The 16,836-nt window shown below is 61.9% G+C and carries 15 protein-coding genes and 2 tRNA genes; 9 read left to right on the top strand and 8 right to left on the bottom strand.

The features are described from left to right. Position 1 precedes the first annotated feature (1 nt). The 7 genes from FIU94_RS15140 to FIU94_RS15110 all read right to left on the bottom strand — a co-directional run bounded on the left by FIU94_RS15140 (position 2) and on the right by FIU94_RS15110 (position 5,529). Complete coding sequence (locus FIU94_RS15140) at positions 2-328, bottom strand: TfoX/Sxy family protein (RefSeq protein WP_152466565.1); 327 nt, start codon at positions 326-328, stop codon at positions 2-4. Beyond that, positions 325-687, bottom strand: a complete 363-nt coding sequence (locus FIU94_RS15135; protein WP_152466564.1) for an iron-sulfur cluster assembly accessory protein — start codon at positions 685-687, stop codon at positions 325-327. Before FIU94_RS15135 ends, FIU94_RS15140 begins: the two co-directional genes overlap by 4 nt. Before the next feature lie 70 nt (positions 688-757). Beyond that, positions 758-1,120 carry an SUF system Fe-S cluster assembly protein gene (locus FIU94_RS15130; RefSeq protein ID WP_152466563.1) on the bottom strand — a complete coding sequence of 121 codons (363 nt, stop codon included), beginning with the start codon at positions 1,118-1,120 and terminating at the stop codon, positions 758-760. 96 nt (positions 1,121-1,216) lie between these two features. Further along, entirely contained in the window at positions 1,217-2,596 is a 1,380-nt protein-coding gene (rimK, locus tag FIU94_RS15125) for a 30S ribosomal protein S6--L-glutamate ligase (RefSeq protein ID WP_152466562.1), read from the bottom strand. Between the two features lie 51 nt (positions 2,597-2,647). Then, positions 2,648-4,318, bottom strand: coding sequence for a mechanosensitive ion channel family protein (locus FIU94_RS15120; protein ID WP_152466561.1), 1,671 nt, complete (start codon positions 4,316-4,318; stop codon positions 2,648-2,650). A gap of 42 nt (positions 4,319-4,360) precedes the next feature. Further along, positions 4,361-4,636, bottom strand: a complete 276-nt coding sequence (locus FIU94_RS15115; RefSeq protein ID WP_152466560.1) for an NfeD family protein — start codon at positions 4,634-4,636, stop codon at positions 4,361-4,363. Continuing rightward, entirely contained in the window at positions 4,636-5,529 is an 894-nt protein-coding gene (locus FIU94_RS15110; protein WP_152466559.1) for an SPFH domain-containing protein, read from the bottom strand. Before FIU94_RS15110 ends, FIU94_RS15115 begins: the two co-directional genes overlap by 1 nt. A gap of 111 nt (positions 5,530-5,640) precedes the next feature. On the opposite strand from FIU94_RS15110, the gene tgt reads away from it, so the two are divergent. The 5 genes from tgt to FIU94_RS15085 all read left to right on the top strand — a co-directional run bounded on the left by tgt (position 5,641) and on the right by FIU94_RS15085 (position 12,048). Then, positions 5,641-6,768, top strand: a complete 1,128-nt coding sequence (gene tgt / locus FIU94_RS15105; RefSeq protein ID WP_152466558.1) for a tRNA guanosine(34) transglycosylase Tgt — start codon at positions 5,641-5,643, stop codon at positions 6,766-6,768. A gap of 461 nt (positions 6,769-7,229) precedes the next feature. Next, positions 7,230-8,327 (top strand): alkene reductase, encoded by a 1,098-nt coding sequence (locus FIU94_RS15100; protein WP_152466557.1) that lies wholly within the window; start codon positions 7,230-7,232, stop codon positions 8,325-8,327. A gap of 251 nt (positions 8,328-8,578) precedes the next feature. After that, the gene (gene lon, locus FIU94_RS15095; RefSeq protein WP_152466556.1) at positions 8,579-10,990 is read left to right on the top strand and encodes an endopeptidase La; all 2,412 of its coding nucleotides are present in this window, start codon (positions 8,579-8,581) and stop codon (positions 10,988-10,990) included. Between the two features lie 457 nt (positions 10,991-11,447). Continuing rightward, complete coding sequence (locus tag FIU94_RS15090; RefSeq protein WP_254702554.1) at positions 11,448-11,915, top strand: HU family DNA-binding protein; 468 nt, start codon at positions 11,448-11,450, stop codon at positions 11,913-11,915. A gap of 58 nt (positions 11,916-11,973) precedes the next feature. Further along, positions 11,974-12,048, top strand: a tRNA-Val gene (locus FIU94_RS15085). Between the two features lie 364 nt (positions 12,049-12,412). Here the strand turns inward: FIU94_RS15085 and FIU94_RS15080 are convergent. Beyond that, positions 12,413-13,126 carry a hypothetical protein gene (locus FIU94_RS15080; protein ID WP_152466555.1) on the bottom strand — a complete coding sequence of 238 codons (714 nt, stop codon included), beginning with the start codon at positions 13,124-13,126 and terminating at the stop codon, positions 12,413-12,415. Positions 13,127-13,330: 204 nt separating this feature from the next. Between FIU94_RS15080 and FIU94_RS15075 the strand changes: the two genes are divergently transcribed. The 4 genes from FIU94_RS15075 (at position 13,331) to FIU94_RS15060 (ending at position 16,543) form a co-directional block, all read left to right on the top strand. After that, positions 13,331-13,909, top strand: coding sequence for a histidine phosphatase family protein (locus FIU94_RS15075; RefSeq protein WP_152466554.1), 579 nt, complete (start codon positions 13,331-13,333; stop codon positions 13,907-13,909). Further along, a complete protein-coding gene (locus FIU94_RS15070; RefSeq protein ID WP_152466553.1) occupies positions 13,906-14,475 on the top strand; it encodes a histidine phosphatase family protein in 570 nt (189 codons plus the stop codon). Before FIU94_RS15075 ends, FIU94_RS15070 begins: the two co-directional genes overlap by 4 nt. Positions 14,476-14,510: 35 nt before the next feature. Beyond that, positions 14,511-14,586: transfer RNA gene (locus FIU94_RS15065), tRNA-Val, on the top strand. Between the two features lie 592 nt (positions 14,587-15,178). Beyond that, a complete protein-coding gene (locus tag FIU94_RS15060) occupies positions 15,179-16,543 on the top strand; it encodes a calcium-binding protein (RefSeq protein WP_172975919.1) in 1,365 nt (454 codons plus the stop codon). Positions 16,544-16,836 lie beyond the last annotated feature (293 nt).

Below are 16,836 nucleotides of genomic sequence, written 5' to 3'. Positions count from 1 at the left end.
CTCAGCGCAGGGCGGCAATCGCATCCCGCGCAAGGGCCGTGGCGCGATCGGGGTCGTCCATCGCGGCCTCCGGCAGGGTCCAGTAGGGCATGGCGCTATCGGCCCCGCTCCTGCGGCTGTAGATCCATTGCTCGGCCCCGTCCTCTGCCAGACGCTGCGCGAAATCGCCCCGCGCCTTGAGCATCAGGCGTCCGTCGGACAGCATCAGACCAAAAATGGTATCGCCGCAATAGATGCCCAGCCCGCCGAACATGCGGCGGGTGGTCAGGTCAGGTATGTCTGAAAACAGGTCCCGTGCGAAGGCGATATCCCCCGCGCCAAGGCTCACTTGGCGCCGAGATTTTCGTCGAACTTGATGGATTCGCCGCATCCACAGGCTTCGGTCACATTGGGATTGGAGAACTTGAACCCGCTTTCCAGCAGCGTGGTTTCATAGTCGATTTCCGTGCCGAACAGGAACATCTGCGCCATCGGTGCGATCATCACCCGGGCGCCGTCCTGCTCCACGACTTCGTCGTTGGGATCGGCGGTATCCACGTATTCCATGGTGTATTCCATGCCCGCGCAGCCGCCCTTCTTGACGCCGATGCGCAGGCCCGCATGGCCCGCGGATGCCATCAGCTTGGATATCTGGGCGGACGCCTTGGGCGTCATGGTGACGGCTTGCTTGCCGGGAATGCCGAACATTTGGTGCCTCCTGTTACGCGCAAGATAGGGGTCCTGCGCCGTGTTCTCAAGCGGGGGCGGAAACCGGGGTTTACATAAAGCCCAGTTCCAGCCGCGCCTCGTCGGACATCATGTCCATGCCCCAGGGCGGTTCCCAAACCAGTTCCACGTTCACCTGTTTGACCCCGGGCAGCGGTTCGACGGCATCGGCGACCCATCCGGGCATTTCGCCTGCCACCGGGCAACCGGGCGCGGTCAGCGACATCTTGATGTCCACCGCGTTTTCCGCGTCGATGTCGATGGTATAGATCAGGCCCAGCTCGTAGATGTTTACCGGGATCTCGGGGTCATAGACCGTGCGGCAGGCCTCGACCACCTGATCGTAGAGCGGGTGATCGGTGCTGGAGGGCGCGATCAGCGGTGTGCCTTCGAGCGGGTGTGCGTTCTCGGTCATTTCTGCCTCTGCTCTGGTTCCTGACTGTTTATATAGGGATAGGCCCGTCCCGCGTCCAGAGGGGGGCGGCCAATCTGCCTGAGCGCCAGGTCTGCGTCACGACTTGCGCCGCCGGCTTGGCTGCGGTTTCACCCGTGCTTCGATCTCGTCATAGATCTTGCCGACGATATCCTTGCCGGTGGCCTTTTCGATGCCTTCGAAACCGGGGGAGGAATTGACCTCAAGCACCTTCGGCCCGGTCTCGGAGCGCAGCAGGTCCACCCCCGCCTTGCCCAGGCCAAAGGCGCGGGCGGCGCGCACGGCGGTGTCACGTTCCTCTTTCGAGATGCGCACAACCTTGGCCGATCCGCCCCGGTGCAGGTTGGAGCGGAAATCCCCCTCCGCCCCGGTGCGTTTCATCGCCGCCACGACCTTGCCCGCCACCACCAGGCAGCGGATGTCCTCGCCTGCCGCCTCTTTCACGAAATCCTGCACCAGGAAGTTCGCCTTGAGACCCCGGAAGGCATCGATCACGGATTCGGCGGCCTTTTTCGTCTCGGCCAGCACCACGCCCTTGCCCTGGGTCGATTCCAGCAGTTTGACGATCAGCGGGGCGGTGCCGACCAGCGCCATCAGGTTGCTCGTGTCCTTGGGCGACGCGGCGAAGGCGGTCGTGGGCATGCCGATCTTCTTGGAGGCGAGGATCTGGTGCGCGTGCAGCTTGTCGCGGCTGGCGGTGATCCCCGCGCTGCCGTTGACACTGTATGTGCCGATGGTTTCGAACTGGCGGATCACGGCGGTTCCGTAGGCGGTGATGGATGCGCCGATGCGCGGGATCACGGCATCGTAGCGCGGCAGGCGCTTGCCGTCGTAATGCACTTCGGGGGCGAGAGCATTGATCGCCATGTAGCAGCGTGTGGTGTCGATCACCTCGACGGTGTGGCCGCGTTCCTCACCGGCTTCGACAAGGCGGCGGGTGGAATAGTTGTCCTCGCGGCTGAGAACGGCGATGCGCAGGGCCCGCCGGGGGGCCGCGTGACGGACCTTTGCACTGTGATAGACGTCATAGCTGAGGTCGGGCTGCAGCCGCCGCTCGGTTGCGGAGATGATGATGTTATCCCCCAGCGCCTGACGGCCCAGCAGCATGCGGCTGTTCATGCTGGCCCGGTTGGTCAGGGTGATCTCGATCGGCCAGCGTTCGCCAGCCACCTCCAGCGTCGACCCGATGACGAGGCGCTGTTCGCTTTCCCCGTTGGAGGACGTGACCTCGCGGCGGTCGATGAGGGGGGCGGAACAGGTGATCGAAATGTCTTCGCGGCCCGGAATGGGGTGGACGTTGAACCGCACCTTGGGTTTGGCGGAGGAGCCGAAGGTTTCGATGTCGTGTGCATGCAGTGCCGAGGTGCGCGCGCCGGTATCCACCTTGGCCTTGATGGCGGGCAGACCGAGGTCGGGCAAGGATACCCATTCTTCCCAGCCGAATGTCAAAGCGTTCATGGCGGTTCTCCTGCTGCTGCCCGGTCTGCCTATCGGCTTGCCCGCGTGGCTTCAAGCCGGTGTGATGTCCTGCGGGATCATCGGAAAGACCCGGCGGTCGCTTTCGCACTCCAGGCGGGCGGCCTCGGCCAGCAGCGCCTCGCGGACGCGGCATTCCACGTCCCAAAAGGTGCCGGGATTGGCTGTTGGAAGTTCAAAGCGGACCTTCATGCCAATGGCGTCCTGTTCGATCACGTTGACCTTTGCGCGGTCCATCGGCGCCACATCGGAGGGGTCCTCCTTGTCCAGCAGGTCGAAGAAGACCTTGCGCAGATGCGCCACGTCCGCCCCATGCGCGAGGGTCAGATAAATGGGCCGTATCATTTCGGTATCCTCGATCGACCAGTTCTCGAACGGGTCCGAAACGAAGGTGCTGACCGGCACGATCAGGCGGGTTCCATCCCAGACCATCAGCTGCACATAGGTAAAGTCGATCCGCTCGACGGTGCAGAAATAGCCTTCGAACATCAGCAGATCGCCGATCCGGGCGGAGCGGTTCAGCGCGATCTGGACGGAGGCCAGGATATTGCCCAGCACCTCGCGCGCCGCGAAACCCAGCACCACCGTCAGGGCACCGGCAGAGGCCAGCAGCGACAGGCCGAGCGTGCCGAAGGTGGTGATGGAGCTGAGCACAACCCCCGAAGCCGCCAGCGTGGCGATCACGATCACGAATTTTCTCGCGGCGGAAATGGTGGTCGCAACCGCCCGCAGATGCGCGTTCTCCGGGTCGGCCAGTTCGGTCGCGGAGGAAACGCTGATGCGGTCGAAGATCTCGTCGATGACCAATACGATTGCCAGCGTGATCGCCACCACGTAGGAAATCAGCACCAGGGGCGACACCACCGCGTCGATGATCCCCGTCACTACGAGAATGCGGCTGGTGGCCGTCCCGATGGTGAAGGCGAAGATGATGATCGCCGCGGGCCATTTCGACGACCGCGCGACGAACCGCACGCTGCGGTGTTTGGCATTGTCGCCGATCCGGCGCAGGATGCGGTAGGCGATTGTCGCCGCGATCAGGGCAAGCAGCATGAAGGCCGGCAGGAACAGCACTTCCCAAAGGAACATGCCCCAGAATGCCGGGACGCGCAGCCATTCGGGCATGGCCATTTCCAGTTCGGTGGGCCCGTAGAGTTCGTGCAGTGCCGGGATGTTGTCCACCGTCTGTCGCGAGAACACCCAGACCGGTGCCGCGTCCTCTCCGACCTTGATCCGGTTGAGCCGCAGGGGCACCGGATGACCGCTGCGTTCCAGCCGGTCGATCAGGATCGAGCGGCGCACCCGCCCGGTGTCGTTGTCGTCGGAACTGCCCGAGATCCAGCCATCGGGCCGATCCTCAAGCGAGGACCAGGGGATGACCACCTTGCGCTCAAGGATGACCGCCAGTTCCTCTGCGCGGACCGCGCCGACGAACTGCTGGTCGGCCTGCGCGACGTCGGACAGGTCCAGCAGATGCGCCGCTTCGCTGAAGTGTCCCTGGTCCGTGAGGTGCAGAAATGTTTCCATCGCCGCCATCGGTGTGGCGCGGTCCATGGAGGACGGTGCGGGCGGCAGGCCGGGGTTGAGACTGTCCTGCTCGAACCAGGGGTCCTGCGCCCAGGCGGCAGAGGCGGTGCAGACCAGCACCAGCACCAGCCGCAGGGCGAGCTGTCGGAAAAAGCGGATGATCGGGGTCGGCTGCATCGTCAGGTAATTAGTCCGCCGCGCCCGGGGTCAAGCGCGCCTTCAGTTTTCGTTGATATCGCGGGTGATGATACGCGCGCCGCTGGACTGCCGACGGAAGGCATAGCGCAGGCCGATCCAGACCAGCAGGGACAGGATCGCAAAAAGCGCAAGCAGGGCCGGCACGTTGCCCGTAGGCAGCACCAGCACGAGGCCCGCCATGATGATGGCACCCAACCCGAAGGCCAGAAAGATGAAGCCGGGTGTCAGCAGTTCCAGCACGCCAAGCGCCAGTGCGATGCAGATCCAGACCCACCAGAGCGTCAGATAGGCCGCCATCAGCCTCGCCCCCCGAGCAGCTTGAACGCATCGCCAAAGGCGGCCAGCGCCTCTGCGGGGACAATGATCGTCTGATTGCCCTGGCCCGACCCCATGCCGTTCAGGGCTTCGACCTGTTTCAGGGCGATCTGGTATTGCGCGGCTTCCAGCCCGTTCTGATTGATCGCCTCGGCCACGACCTGGGTTGCATAGGCTTCGGCCTCGGCCAGCACGCGGCGTGCCTTGGCGGTCTGTTCAGACGCGTAAAGCTCGGCATCGGCGGCCAGTTCCACCGCGCGCTTCTTGCCCTCGGCTTCGGTCACCTGGGCACGGCGGGCACGTTCGGCGTTGAGCTGTTGCATCATCGCGGCGCGGGTGGCGGCATCAAGGTTCACATCGAGTATCTCGGCCCGTGTGACCTCGATCCCCCAGTTGTCCACCGCGTCCTCCACGTTGGCCTTGATGGTGGTGATCAGGGCCGAGCGGTTCGCCTGCACCTCGTCGAGGTCCATCTTGCCGATCTCGGCGCGGACGATCCCCGCCACGGTGGTCGAGATCGCGCTGTCCACGTCGCGGATGCGGTAGACGGTCTTTTCCGGTTCGGTGATGCGATAGAAGACCGAGGTGTCCACCTGGGTCAGCACGTTGTCGCGGGTGATCGCATCCTGGCTGGCGGTTGGCAGCTGCCGCTCAAGGATCGACACCCGGTGCGCCACGCGGTCGATGAAGGGGACGATCATGTTGATGCCGGGCCCCAGCACCTTGCGCAGCCTGCCGAAGCGTTCGACGACGTGCTGTTCGGACTGCGGCACGATCTTGACCGCCTTGAAGATGACAATGACGACAAGGACAGCCAGCAGCAGGAAGGCCAGGTTGTTTTCCAGCACTCCGACGATCAGGTTCTCGATGTCCACTGTGCAATCCTCTTGAGGTGGTCCTCTTCATATCTGCGCCTCTTTCACTGCGAATTGCAAGTTTCACCGCAAGGGGGTATCCGCCTGCAGAGGCGGCGAAAGGACGGACGCATGACCCCGATCACCTTTGAAAGACAGGCCACGGATGGCAAGGCACGCACCGGGGTGATCCACACGCCGAGGGGCGATATCCGCACGCCCGCCTTCATGCCGGTGGGCACCGCCGCGACGGTCAAGGCGATGATGCCCGAAAACGTGGCCGCCACCGGGGCCGATATCCTGCTGGGCAACACCTACCATCTGATGCTGCGCCCCACGGCAGAGCGGGTGGCGCGTCTGGGCGGGCTGCACAGGTTCATGAACTGGTCCGGGCCGATCCTGACGGATTCGGGCGGTTTCCAGGTGATGAGCCTTGCCGATCTGCGCAAGCTGACCGAGCGCGGTGTGACCTTCAAGAGCCATATCGACGGATCGCGGCACGAGATCACGCCGGAACGCTCGATGGAGATACAGGCGCTGCTGGGCAGCGACATCGTCATGTGTTTCGACGAGTGCCCCGCATTGCCCGCATCGCGCGACCGCATTGCCGACAGCATGGAGCTGTCGATGCGATGGGCAAAGCGGTCGAAGGACGCCTTTGGCGACCGGCCCGGCCATGCGCTGTTCGGCATCCAGCAGGGCGGGCTGGAACGCGACCTGCGCCAGCACAGCGCCGAGGCCCTGCGCGAGATCGGGTTCGACGGATACGCGGTTGGCGGTCTGGCGGTGGGCGAGGGGCAGGCGGCGATGTTCGACTGTCTGGACTATGCCGCCGACCAGCTGCCCGAGGACAAACCGCGGTATCTGATGGGCGTGGGCAAGCCCGATGACATCGTGGGCGCGGTGGCCAGGGGCATCGACATGATGGATTGCGTGCTGCCGTCGCGGTCGGGGCGCACGGGGCAGGTGTTTACCCGGCTCGGCGTGCTGAACATCAAGAATGCGCGCCACGCGGACGATCCACGCCCGCTGGATGAAAATTGCTCCTGTCCGGCCTGCCGCCACTATTCCCGCGCCTATCTGCACCATGTTTTCCGCAGCCAGGAGATCATAAGCTCCATGCTGCTGACCTGGCACAACCTGCACTATTTTCAGGACATCATGGCCGGGATGCGGGCGGCGATTGCGGCGGGCACCTTCGGCGCATGGCAAGCCGATTTCCACGCGACCCGCGCGCAGGGCGATATCGACCCGCTGTAGGCTCTGGACCCATTAATTCTATATGCTCAGCGGCGATTTCACGAGATTTCAATGGTTTGGGGCGTGCAGCCAATCCCCTCTCGGGACATTGCTGCGCAATGCCCTGCCGGGCAGCGGTGGGTTCTATCTGCAAGCGACCCAAGACGTTGAAATGAAGTGAAATCGCCGCCCGTCGCTCCGAAGGAGCGCCGTGGCATACTGGCACGCCTTGGGCGTGACGGGGTTGACGGATTTTCCCGCAATCTGCGTCACATCTGCTTGAAATAGAACCACTATTCCTGCGCAGGTGCTTCTTGTCTTCGGAAAAATCTGTCAAACTGAGCGTATGGAATTAATGTGTCCAGAGCCTAGCGATCCGGCGCCGCGCTGTGATGGGCGCATGGCGGGGTTGCATGCTCTTGCAAGGGCGAGGGGAGGGATTACCTTCGATTGCCAAAGGAAACATTCCAAGGACTCCCGAAATGACCCAACCGCTCTTCACCCCCGGCAAGGCCGGGGCAATCGAGGCACGCAACCGCATGGTGATGGCGCCGCTGACCCGCAACCGCGCGGACAACGACACCGGCGAAGTGGGCGACATGCATGTCGATTACTACCGCCAGCGCGCCGGTGCCGGCATCATCATCACCGAGGCGACCCAGATCAGCCCCGAAGGCAAGGGGTACATCCAGACCCCGGGCATCCACACGCCCGGTCAGGCCGCGGCCTGGCGCAGGGTGACGGATGCCGTGCACGAGGCGGGCGGCAAGATCGTCGTGCAGCTTTGGCATGTGGGCCGGATCAGCCATACCTCGTTGCAGCCGAACGGTCAGCAACCGGTGGCCCCTTCGGCCAGCAACGCGGGGGTGAAAACCTTTACCGCGAACGGGTTCGAGAACACGTCGGATCCCCGCGCGCTGGAACTTGTGGAAATTCCGCGCCTGATCGCCGACTATACCAATGCCGCGAAGATGGCCAAGGAGGCGGGCTTTGACGGGGTCGAGGTGCATGGCGCCAACGGCTACCTGCTGGACCAGTTCCTGAAGACCGGCAGCAACTACCGCACCGATGGCTACGGTGGCCCGGTGGAAAACCGCGCCAAGCTGCTGCTTGAGGTGATGGACGCGGTGACGAAGGTGTGGGGGGGCGACCGTGTCGGTCTTCGGCTCTCGCCGTTCTCGCCCGCCAACGGCATCAGCGATGACAACCCGCAAGAAACTTTTGAATACGTGGTCGAGGCGCTGAACCGTTTCAACCTGGCCTATCTCCACATGGTCGAAGGTGCGACCGGCGGGGCGCGTGACCTGGAAGAGGGGCAGAGCATCGTCAAGCTGCGCGAGCTGTTCAAAGGCCCCTACATGGCCAACAACGGCTATGACCGCCAGATGGCGCTCAAGGCGGTTGAAGACGGCCACGCGGAATTCATCGCCATTGGCCGCCCGTTCATCGCCAACCCCGATCTGGTCGAACGCTACAAGCACGATCTGCCCATCGCGGAGGGCGACAGGGACACCTACTACGGTGGCGGGCGCGAGGGGTTCACGGATTATCCCGAATACCGCCGCGACGCGGCAGAGTAACGCCGGAACCGGCTGCTGAAAATTCATGCGCGGCGACCGGTTCGTCGCGCATGGCGGCCCATCACGCGCGAACAGGCGCGTCGCGGGTCAAAACGCCGGTTGCCATGTCCGGGCAGGCGCGCGATGATGGTCCGGGGTCCTGAAAGGGATTGAAACAGGCGGGTCGGGTATACATATCCACCCCATGACAGGAGACGAAGGCGGTTGCCTAGAAAGGGACCTTTTCGTCTTGCTAGTATAAGGAAAAGAGCATGTTAGAGCCACTTAACGCATCCTACCCGGTGTTGCCGCTGCGCGATATCGTCGTGTTCCCGCATATGATCGTACCGCTGTTCGTCGGCCGCGATAAATCCGTGCGCGCACTTGAGGAAGTGATGTCCGACGACAAGCAGATCCTGCTGTCGAGCCAGATCGACCCCGGTGAGGACGACCCCGACAGCAAGGGCATTTTCAAGGCTGGCGTGCTGGCCAATGTGCTGCAACTGCTCAAGCTGCCCGACGGCACCGTGAAGGTGCTGGTCGAAGGGCAGGCGCGGGTGCGCATCACCGAATACCTTGAAAACGAGAACTTTTTCGAAGCGCGCGCCGAGTATCTGACCGAGATGCCGGGCGATGCCGCGACCACGCAGGCGCTGATCAAGACCGTCGCGGACGAATTCGAACGCTATGCCAAGGTCAAGAAGAACGTGCCGGACGAGGCGCTGACCGCCGTGGGCGAGTCGGCAGAGCCTGCGCGGCTAGCCGATCTGGTCGCCGGCCATCTGGGCATCGAAGTTGAGCAAAAGCAGGACCTGCTTGAGACGCTGTCGGTCTCTGAACGGCTGGAAAAGGTCTATGGCCTGATGCAGGGCGAAATGTCGGTCCTGCAGGTCGAGAAAAAGATCAAGACCCGCGTGAAGTCGCAGATGGAGCGGACCCAGCGCGAATATTACCTCAACGAACAGATGAAGGCGATCCAGCAGGAGCTGGGCGACGGCGAGGACGGCAAGAACGAGGTCGCCGAACTGGAGGCCAAGATTGCCGAGACCAAGCTGTCGAAAGAGGCGCGCGAAAAGGCAGACGCAGAGCTGAAGAAGCTCAAGAACATGTCGCCGATGTCTGCGGAAGCGACCGTGGTACGCAACTACCTCGACTGGATGCTGTCCATCCCGTGGGGCGTGAAGTCGCGCACCAAGAAGGACCTGTCGAAGGCTCAGAAGGTGCTGGATGACGATCACTACGGTCTGGAAAAGGTGAAGGAACGCATCGTCGAATACCTTGCCGTGCAGCAGCGGTCGTCCAAGCTGAAGGGGCCGATCATGTGTCTTGTCGGCCCGCCGGGCGTGGGCAAGACGTCTTTGGGTAAATCCGTGGCCAAGGCAACGGGCCGCGAGTTCATCCGCATCTCGCTGGGCGGCGTCCGGGACGAGAGCGAGATCCGGGGCCACCGCCGGACCTACATCGGCTCCATGCCGGGCAAGATCATCCAGGCGCTGAAAAAGGCCAAGACAACGAACCCGCTCATCCTGCTCGACGAGATCGACAAGATGGGGCAGGACTTCCGTGGCGATCCTGCGTCTGCCATGCTCGAAGTGCTTGACCCGGAACAGAACTCGACCTTCGTGGACCACTATCTCGAAGTGGAATATGATCTGTCGAACGTGATGTTCCTGACCACGTCGAACAGCTATAACATGCCGGGGCCATTGCTGGACCGGATGGAGATCATTCCGCTGTCCGGTTACACCGAGGACGAGAAGCGCGAGATTGCCAAGCAGCATCTGGTGGCCAAGCAGGTCAAGAATCACGGTCTGAAGGCCAAGGAATTCTCGATCGAGGATTCCGCGCTGACCGGCATGATCCGCTACTACACCCGCGAGGCGGGCGTGCGGAACCTTGAGCGTGAAATCGCCAAGGTGGCGCGCAAGTCGCTGACCAAGATCATCCGCAAGGAAGAGGACAGCATCACCGTCACCGGCGACAACCTTGAGGACTTCCTGGGTGTGCGCAAACACCGTTACGGTCTGGCCGAAAAAGAAGACCAGATCGGGGTCGTGACCGGCCTTGCCTATACCTCTGTCGGGGGCGAGCTGCTGTCGATCGAGGCGTTGCGCCTGCCGGGCAAGGGCCGGATGAAGACAACCGGGAAACTGGGCGATGTGATGAAGGAGTCCATCGACGCGGCCTCCAGCTATGTGCGGTCGATCAGCCCGAGGATCGGGGTCAAGCCGCCGCGTTTTGACACGTTGGACATCCACGTTCACGTGCCGGACGGGGCCACACCCAAGGACGGACCCAGCGCGGGTCTGGCCATGGTGACGGCCATCGTTTCGGTGCTGACGCAGATCCCCGTGCGCAAGGACATCGCCATGACCGGCGAGGTCACATTGCGCGGCAATGCGTCCGCCATCGGCGGGCTGAAGGAAAAGCTTCTCGCGGCCCTGCGCGGCGGTATCACCACCGTGCTGATCCCCGAGGAGAACGAAAAGGACCTGCCGGATATTCCGGACAACGTGAAGGAAGGGTTGACCATCATTCCCGTCAGCCACGTCTCCGAAGTGCTGGAACATGCGCTGGTGTCCATGCCTGACCCGATCGAATGGGATCAGGAGGCCGAGGACGCCGCCGCGGCCGCGACACTTGCCGCGCAGAAGGGATCGGGCGACAGCGCCACCACGCATTAAGCCGCGACGAGGCCCTGAAACAGCAAAGCGCCCCGATGCAAGTCGGGGCGCTTTTTCCTTGGTGGCCCGCGGCCAGCCTCTGTTGGGCCGCCGGAAGAGGCTGAAATCTCTTCCACGATGACGGGCGCGCTTGCCGCGGGTTCGGCACACGAACGGGCAGCGACAGACGAGGTCGCGATGCACCGCGACAGTGCGGATGCTGCAATAAGGTCTTTCCTGAAATATCCTGAAGAAGATGCGTAAATACTGAAGTGACCTGATCGCATCGGTCAACAGAGACCGGCAGGTGCCCGGTGAGGGCGTATTGCAACATCAACGGCATCAACTGATGGCGCGCGACGCAGAAATGACGATTCCCACGCGCCTTCGTGGAAAAAATGCGCAAGATCGGCACAGTCAGGCGATTTCGCAGAGCGTGGCGTGTATTTTCATATCCACGCGAAATTCGTTGTGCTAGATGGGAAGAAAAGCAAAAAATCTACGAGGCAGTACAATGGCAACCAAATCAACCAGGTCCTCAAGGACCAGAAAGACCCCCGTGGCAACAAAATCATCCACTCCCGCTCCGGTCACCGCGATTGACGGCAACGCGCCCGCCGCCGCCGCATCGCCAGCTCCGACAGTCGTCAAATCGCCGCAGCCGGTCATCCTTGGCCCCGAGCTGCGCAAGAAGGAACTGATCGACAAGGTCGTCAAGCGTTCCGGCATCAAGAAAAGGGATGCCAAGCCGGTTATCGAAAGCATGCTTGCCGTCCTGGGTGAGGCGCTGGCGGACAGCCGCGAGCTGAACTTGCCGGACCTTGGCAAGGTCAAGGTCCGCCGCGAAAAACAGTTTTCAAACGGCCGCGTCATGATTGCCAAGGTGCGCCAATCATCCCCGCCGCAGACCGGACCTTCCGACGAAATGCCGGATGCCGCCGAATAGCAGGTTTTTCGCTTCCCCTCTTGCAACGTCCCGCGCGATTGGCTAATTCGCGCGGCAAGGGTGATTAGCTCAGTGGTAGAGCGCTTCGTTCACATCGAAGATGTCAGGAGTTCAAATCTCTTATCACCCACCATTTTCCTACCATTTGGGGTGATGACAGGTTCCGCCAGACGGAGAGCCTGACCGACGCGCGCCCTGCGGGCACTCTGGGTCAGGAGTTAAATCTCTTATCACCCACCATTCTTCCCGCGTGCCTTGTGGATCGACCGGTCAGCGTGTTGATCGCCTGACCGACGCGCGCCCTGCGGGCACTCTGGGTCAGGAGCTAAATCTCTTATCACCCACCATTTTTCCCGCGCCTTTCAGTCGTCTGACTAAACACCTTTCCTTGGTTTGAATGGCCTGTCGGATAACAGGGGACAGCGCCGGACCGGCGGTCTTTGACAGCTCTTCTCATGATATGGGGGCGCAGCAATGCCGCGCCCCTCGAATTCGGTTCAGAAGCCAGGCAGGAATTTCGCAAGCCCGCGCTGTTCAAAGGTCGCACCGCGTTCTGCGCCAAAGACATACTTGCCGCCGATGCCGACATAGGTTTCCGTGTCGCTTCCGCCGCCGACATCCGCGCGAACCGCGCCGACTTCGAGAAACAGGTTGACGTCGCTGCCGATCACGTCCCGGTCGACTTTAACGCCAAGACGGGTCGCATCGCCGACGCCTTCGGGGTTCAGGTGGTCAAGTGCCCCGGTGACACCGATGCCGTTCTGCAATTCGTACCGGGCCGACACGCCCAGGAGCGTCGCGTCCGCGGCGCTGTCATCAAGACGGCCAAGATACCCTTCGAAGTCCCACAAAGCCATTTCGTGGCCCGCCTCGATGCCGTAGAAATCGGCATCGCCCGCATTGAAATTGTCGTTCACGTAGAACGCCCCAAGCGACGTAAATTCATCGACATGGTAGATGCCGTGCACCCCGATGGTCTGCACGTCTTCGTCTGTCGCGCCGAACTTGGTCAGCCCCAGATCAAGCTGCGCACCGATGTTCCGGTCGAATCCCAGTTCGACCGATCCTTCGGCGGACAGCTTGTCGACGTCGGTATTGGTGGTGAACCCGGAATAGGACAGCTGTGCCGACCCACCGGTTATCTCGACCGCATGTGCGGTAGTGGCAAAAAGAAGGGCACTGCCAAGCGCGGCAGTAAGGTAGGTTTTCATGATGCTGCTCCAACAGGTTCTGCAAGCCCCGGTTGTCCGGGTGCCGATGGCCCAGTTGTCTGCTCTTGCGTGCGCCAGCTCAACACCAATTCAGCGCCGATCGGGCGATCGCGGGGGTGTTCCGCACCGTCTGAGTCCTTTATGCAACGCAGGCGATTCATCGCCGGTTCGCGCAATGCGAAGCGGGATGCAGAAAGTGCAGACATGACATATCCGACGATCTGGTTCCTGCGCCATGGCCAAACGGAATGGAACCGCGAATACCGGCTTCAGGGCCAGCTCGATTCCCCTTTGACCGAACAGGGAGCCGCCGAAGCGCGGCGCCAGGCCGACCTGATGCCGCCGATCCTCGCGCAAAGGCCGGCGATCTTTGTGTCGCCCCTGGGGCGGACACGGCAGACGGCCGATATCGCGCTGAGAGGGGCCGCGTACCGCACCGATCCGCGCCTGATGGAGATCAACGCGGGCGCGTGGCAGGGATTGCTGCGTGACGAGATCCTCGCGACGCAACCGGATCTCGCTGCCCGTGCGCCGACGCCGCTCGACATCTACGAAGTCGCGCCGGGCGGAGAGGGGCTGGCGGCCTTTCAGGACCGTATCCGCGATTTCATGCGCAGCCTCGACCGTCCCACCGTCGTCGTTGCACACGGGCTCTTGGGGCAGGTTCTGCGGGCGGAAGCCTGTGGCCTGCCGCCGGAGGCCGCCGGGGGGCTGTCGAACCTTCAGGGATGCGTCTACGTGCTGAAAGACGGCATCGAGACATGCCTGGAAGCGCCCGAATGACGCCGCCGCCGCTTTACATCCTGCGCCACGGCGAGACGACGTGGAATGCAAGCGGTCGGCTGCAGGGGCATTTCCACGCCGACCTGACCGATCAGGGGCGGGCGCAGGCCGAAGCGCAGCGGCGCATATTGGCACAACGCGACCTGACGGGCTTTCAGGTGATCAGCAGCCCCCAGGGCAGAGCCGTTCAGACCGCGCGGATCGTGATGCGGGACATGCCCGGCGCGCTGCTGACGGACCCCGCCCTGGCAGAGATCGGGCTGGGCGACTGGGCCGGAGAGGACCGCGCAGACCTCATCGCGCGAACCGGCGCGCGGGACGGTTTCGAATTGTACGAACTGGCACCCGGCGGCGAAGGGCTGGCGGCACTGCACCGCCGTTGTACCGCGTTTCTCGCCGGTCTGGACAGGCCGTCGGTCCTTGTGACCCATGGCATTACCTCGCGCATGTTGCGTCTGATCCTGACCGGCCAAACGCCATCCGCGCTGCGCGAAATCGGCGGCGGGCAGGGCGTGGTGTTTCACGTCGCGGGCGGACATCAGGAGCGCCTGACATTAGGGGCTTGATGCGGCACCCGGCCTTGGGCTAAGAGAGCCGGGCCGGGTCGTTAGCTCAGTTGGTAGAGCGCTTCGTTTACACCGAAGATGTCGGGAGTTCGAGCCTCTCACGACCCACCATGAACCACCTGACTTTCAATCTAAATTTCGTATTTTTCGCTCGCGTTCGGGTCCGCGTTTGCAGGTTGTCTGTGTGCGGGGGCGTGGGCAGGCCAAACCGTAGCTTTGGCGGCAATTCGCAGAAACTCAAAGTTCCTCTCGCTTGACGTGCGGCGGGATCAGGACCCATTCATCCTGCACCGCCGGTTTGACAGAGTTTCCAGCAGCCCATTGCCCGGCAGAGCATTGCGCCGCAATGGCCAGAGAGGGGCGTCACATCTGCTTGGAATAGCGTCACTGTTCCGGCGCAAGTTTCACAGGCGCGTGATAAGGCCCGTCGACGTGAACATGCAAAATCTATGGGTCCGGAAACGAGATGCTGCCCGCTGCAACGAAACCGCGGGATCCGTTGCAGCGGGCAGGTTGCGTTAATCGCAAATCACTAAATTTTCGTTAATTCGGGCGCCTAAACGTCGCCACCTGATGTGAATTCTTTACGATTTTCTTAAATTCGCCACATTCAAATACAACCCTGGGGGTGGTGCTTCCGACTGAAGGTTGCACTTTTTAACTTAAAAAGTGAGGTTTACCAATGCCTACTAAGGAAATCCGGGTGTTCCAATACAACGGTACGTTGCTTGGGACGGATCTATTGCAAACCGCTCCGAACATCATTCTGGGAGATTTTTCAGGGAGCCAGTTCGCTGATTTGTCTGACAATGACGGAACGCTTCAGGAAAGTGATGATGGCACAAGTACATTTGGGGGAGAGCCCATATCGTACATCGGTGCCGGAACAGCTACTCCGGGTATCATTGTGGGTGGGCTGCTTGTCCCGCTCGGTAGTTCAGTCGATCTCATTGCCTTCACGGCGGGCGGTGAAATCTACTTCCATTACCCAGACAGCTTGCCGAACCTCTTGGGTGCCGTCGTGCTTGGCGTCGACCTGTCGCCGGTGGCCGGCGAGGTTTTCCCGAACCCATACATCGGCACCGAACTGCCTGACGATTTTTCCGGTGACGATTTCGACAACGTCATGAATGGGAAAGGCGGAGATGACACCCTGGCAGGTGGAAATGGCGACGACTTCATATCTGGCGGTGCCAACCAGGATCTCTTGAATGGAGATGACGGTGACGATCTGCTGCGCGGCAGAACGGGTGACGATACGCTGGTCGGAGGTAGCGGCGAGGATGTGATACGCGGCGATGAAGGCGACGATCTCATTGACGGTGGCAGCAACAACGACGAGCTGTATGGAGACGACGGCAACGATCTGATCCGCGGCGGCAGTGGCGATGATCTGCTTCGTGGTCGGATTGGCGACGATACCCTGAACGGTGGTGCGGGCGATGATGTGCTGCGCGGCGACGAAGGCAACGATTCGATCCGCGGTAAGGACGGTGACGATGTTCTGACGGGTGATCAGGGCAACGACCAACTCCACGGTGATGAGGGCAACGACGTCCTGCGCGGCGGCAGCGGAAACGACCTCCTGCGCGGCGGAGAAGGAGCAGATACGCTGAAAGGGGGCGGAGGAAACGATCTGCTGCGCGGGGATGAGGGCGAAGACACCATGGTCGGGGGCAGCGGCGATGACAGCCTCATAGGCGATGGCGGAAATGATCTGCTGCGTGGCGGCACCGGGGCCGACACTCTTGAAGGCGGCGCTGGGGCGGATGTGTTCGAATTCAACTCGGTCTCGGAAAGCACGCTCTCTCAGCAGGATGTCATTCTTGACTTCGAAGCGGGTGACATACTTGAACTGGCGTCTATCGATGCGAGGGTGTCGGCCACTGGCAACCAAAAATTCACCTACATCGGAACTTCTGAATTCAGTGCAGAAGGACAACTGCGCTTTTTCACGGATGGCGGTGACGGTTTCGTCGAAGGCGATATTGATGGCGATGGCGTAGCTGACCTGACGATAATGCTCTTGGATGTGACTTCCATGAGTTCGGATGATTTCATACTCTGAAATTGACCTGCCAAGATCGAAAGCGGCCTCTTTGAATAGGGGCCGCTCCTGCCTTTGTTTACGGAGCTGAGTTGGCTGCCCATGCTCTGGCGTGGGGTCAAACACCTGGGCTGGAAGAACATTGGTGGTGCTGGCGAAGACTGCTCGCGGCTTGGTGCCGGGAACCGGCGGATATTTCTGTTTCGCAGCCGAACACGGGGAGCCTTATTTCGTTTCCGAACTGCTACAAGGCTGTAAAGGTTGCTCGGCTTCACCAAAGATGCCTGGAGTTCGAGCTATTCGCACCCCACGGC

The sequence above is a fragment of the Sulfitobacter sp. THAF37 genome (genome assembly GCF_009363555.1).
Classification (GTDB): Bacteria; Pseudomonadota; Alphaproteobacteria; order Rhodobacterales; family Rhodobacteraceae; genus Sulfitobacter.
This window is presented reverse-complemented; position numbering and strand designations above follow the sequence as displayed.

What these genes read in the sequence shown, in the direction of transcription:
- tgt (WP_152466558.1), top strand. Translation starts at nt 5,641, where the DNA reads ATGACCCCGATCACCTTTGAAAGACAGGCCACGGATGGCAAGGCACGC.
- FIU94_RS15115 (WP_152466560.1), bottom strand. Translation starts at nt 4,636, where the DNA reads ATGGCGGCCTATCTGACGCTCTGGTGGGTCTGGATCTGCATCGCACTG.
- lon (WP_152466556.1), top strand. Translation starts at nt 8,579, where the DNA reads ATGTTAGAGCCACTTAACGCATCCTACCCGGTGTTGCCGCTGCGCGAT.
- FIU94_RS15090 (WP_254702554.1), top strand. Translation starts at nt 11,448, where the DNA reads ATGGGAAGAAAAGCAAAAAATCTACGAGGCAGTACAATGGCAACCAAA.
- FIU94_RS15130 (WP_152466563.1), bottom strand. Translation starts at nt 1,120, where the DNA reads ATGACCGAGAACGCACACCCGCTCGAAGGCACACCGCTGATCGCGCCC.
- FIU94_RS15075 (WP_152466554.1), top strand. Translation starts at nt 13,331, where the DNA reads ATGACATATCCGACGATCTGGTTCCTGCGCCATGGCCAAACGGAATGG.
- FIU94_RS15100 (WP_152466557.1), top strand. Translation starts at nt 7,230, where the DNA reads ATGACCCAACCGCTCTTCACCCCCGGCAAGGCCGGGGCAATCGAGGCA.
- rimK (WP_152466562.1), bottom strand. Translation starts at nt 2,596, where the DNA reads ATGAACGCTTTGACATTCGGCTGGGAAGAATGGGTATCCTTGCCCGAC.
- FIU94_RS15070 (WP_152466553.1), top strand. Translation starts at nt 13,906, where the DNA reads ATGACGCCGCCGCCGCTTTACATCCTGCGCCACGGCGAGACGACGTGG.
- FIU94_RS15135 (WP_152466564.1), bottom strand. Translation starts at nt 687, where the DNA reads ATGTTCGGCATTCCCGGCAAGCAAGCCGTCACCATGACGCCCAAGGCG.
- FIU94_RS15120 (WP_152466561.1), bottom strand. Translation starts at nt 4,318, where the DNA reads ATGCAGCCGACCCCGATCATCCGCTTTTTCCGACAGCTCGCCCTGCGG.
- FIU94_RS15080 (WP_152466555.1), bottom strand. Translation starts at nt 13,126, where the DNA reads ATGAAAACCTACCTTACTGCCGCGCTTGGCAGTGCCCTTCTTTTTGCC.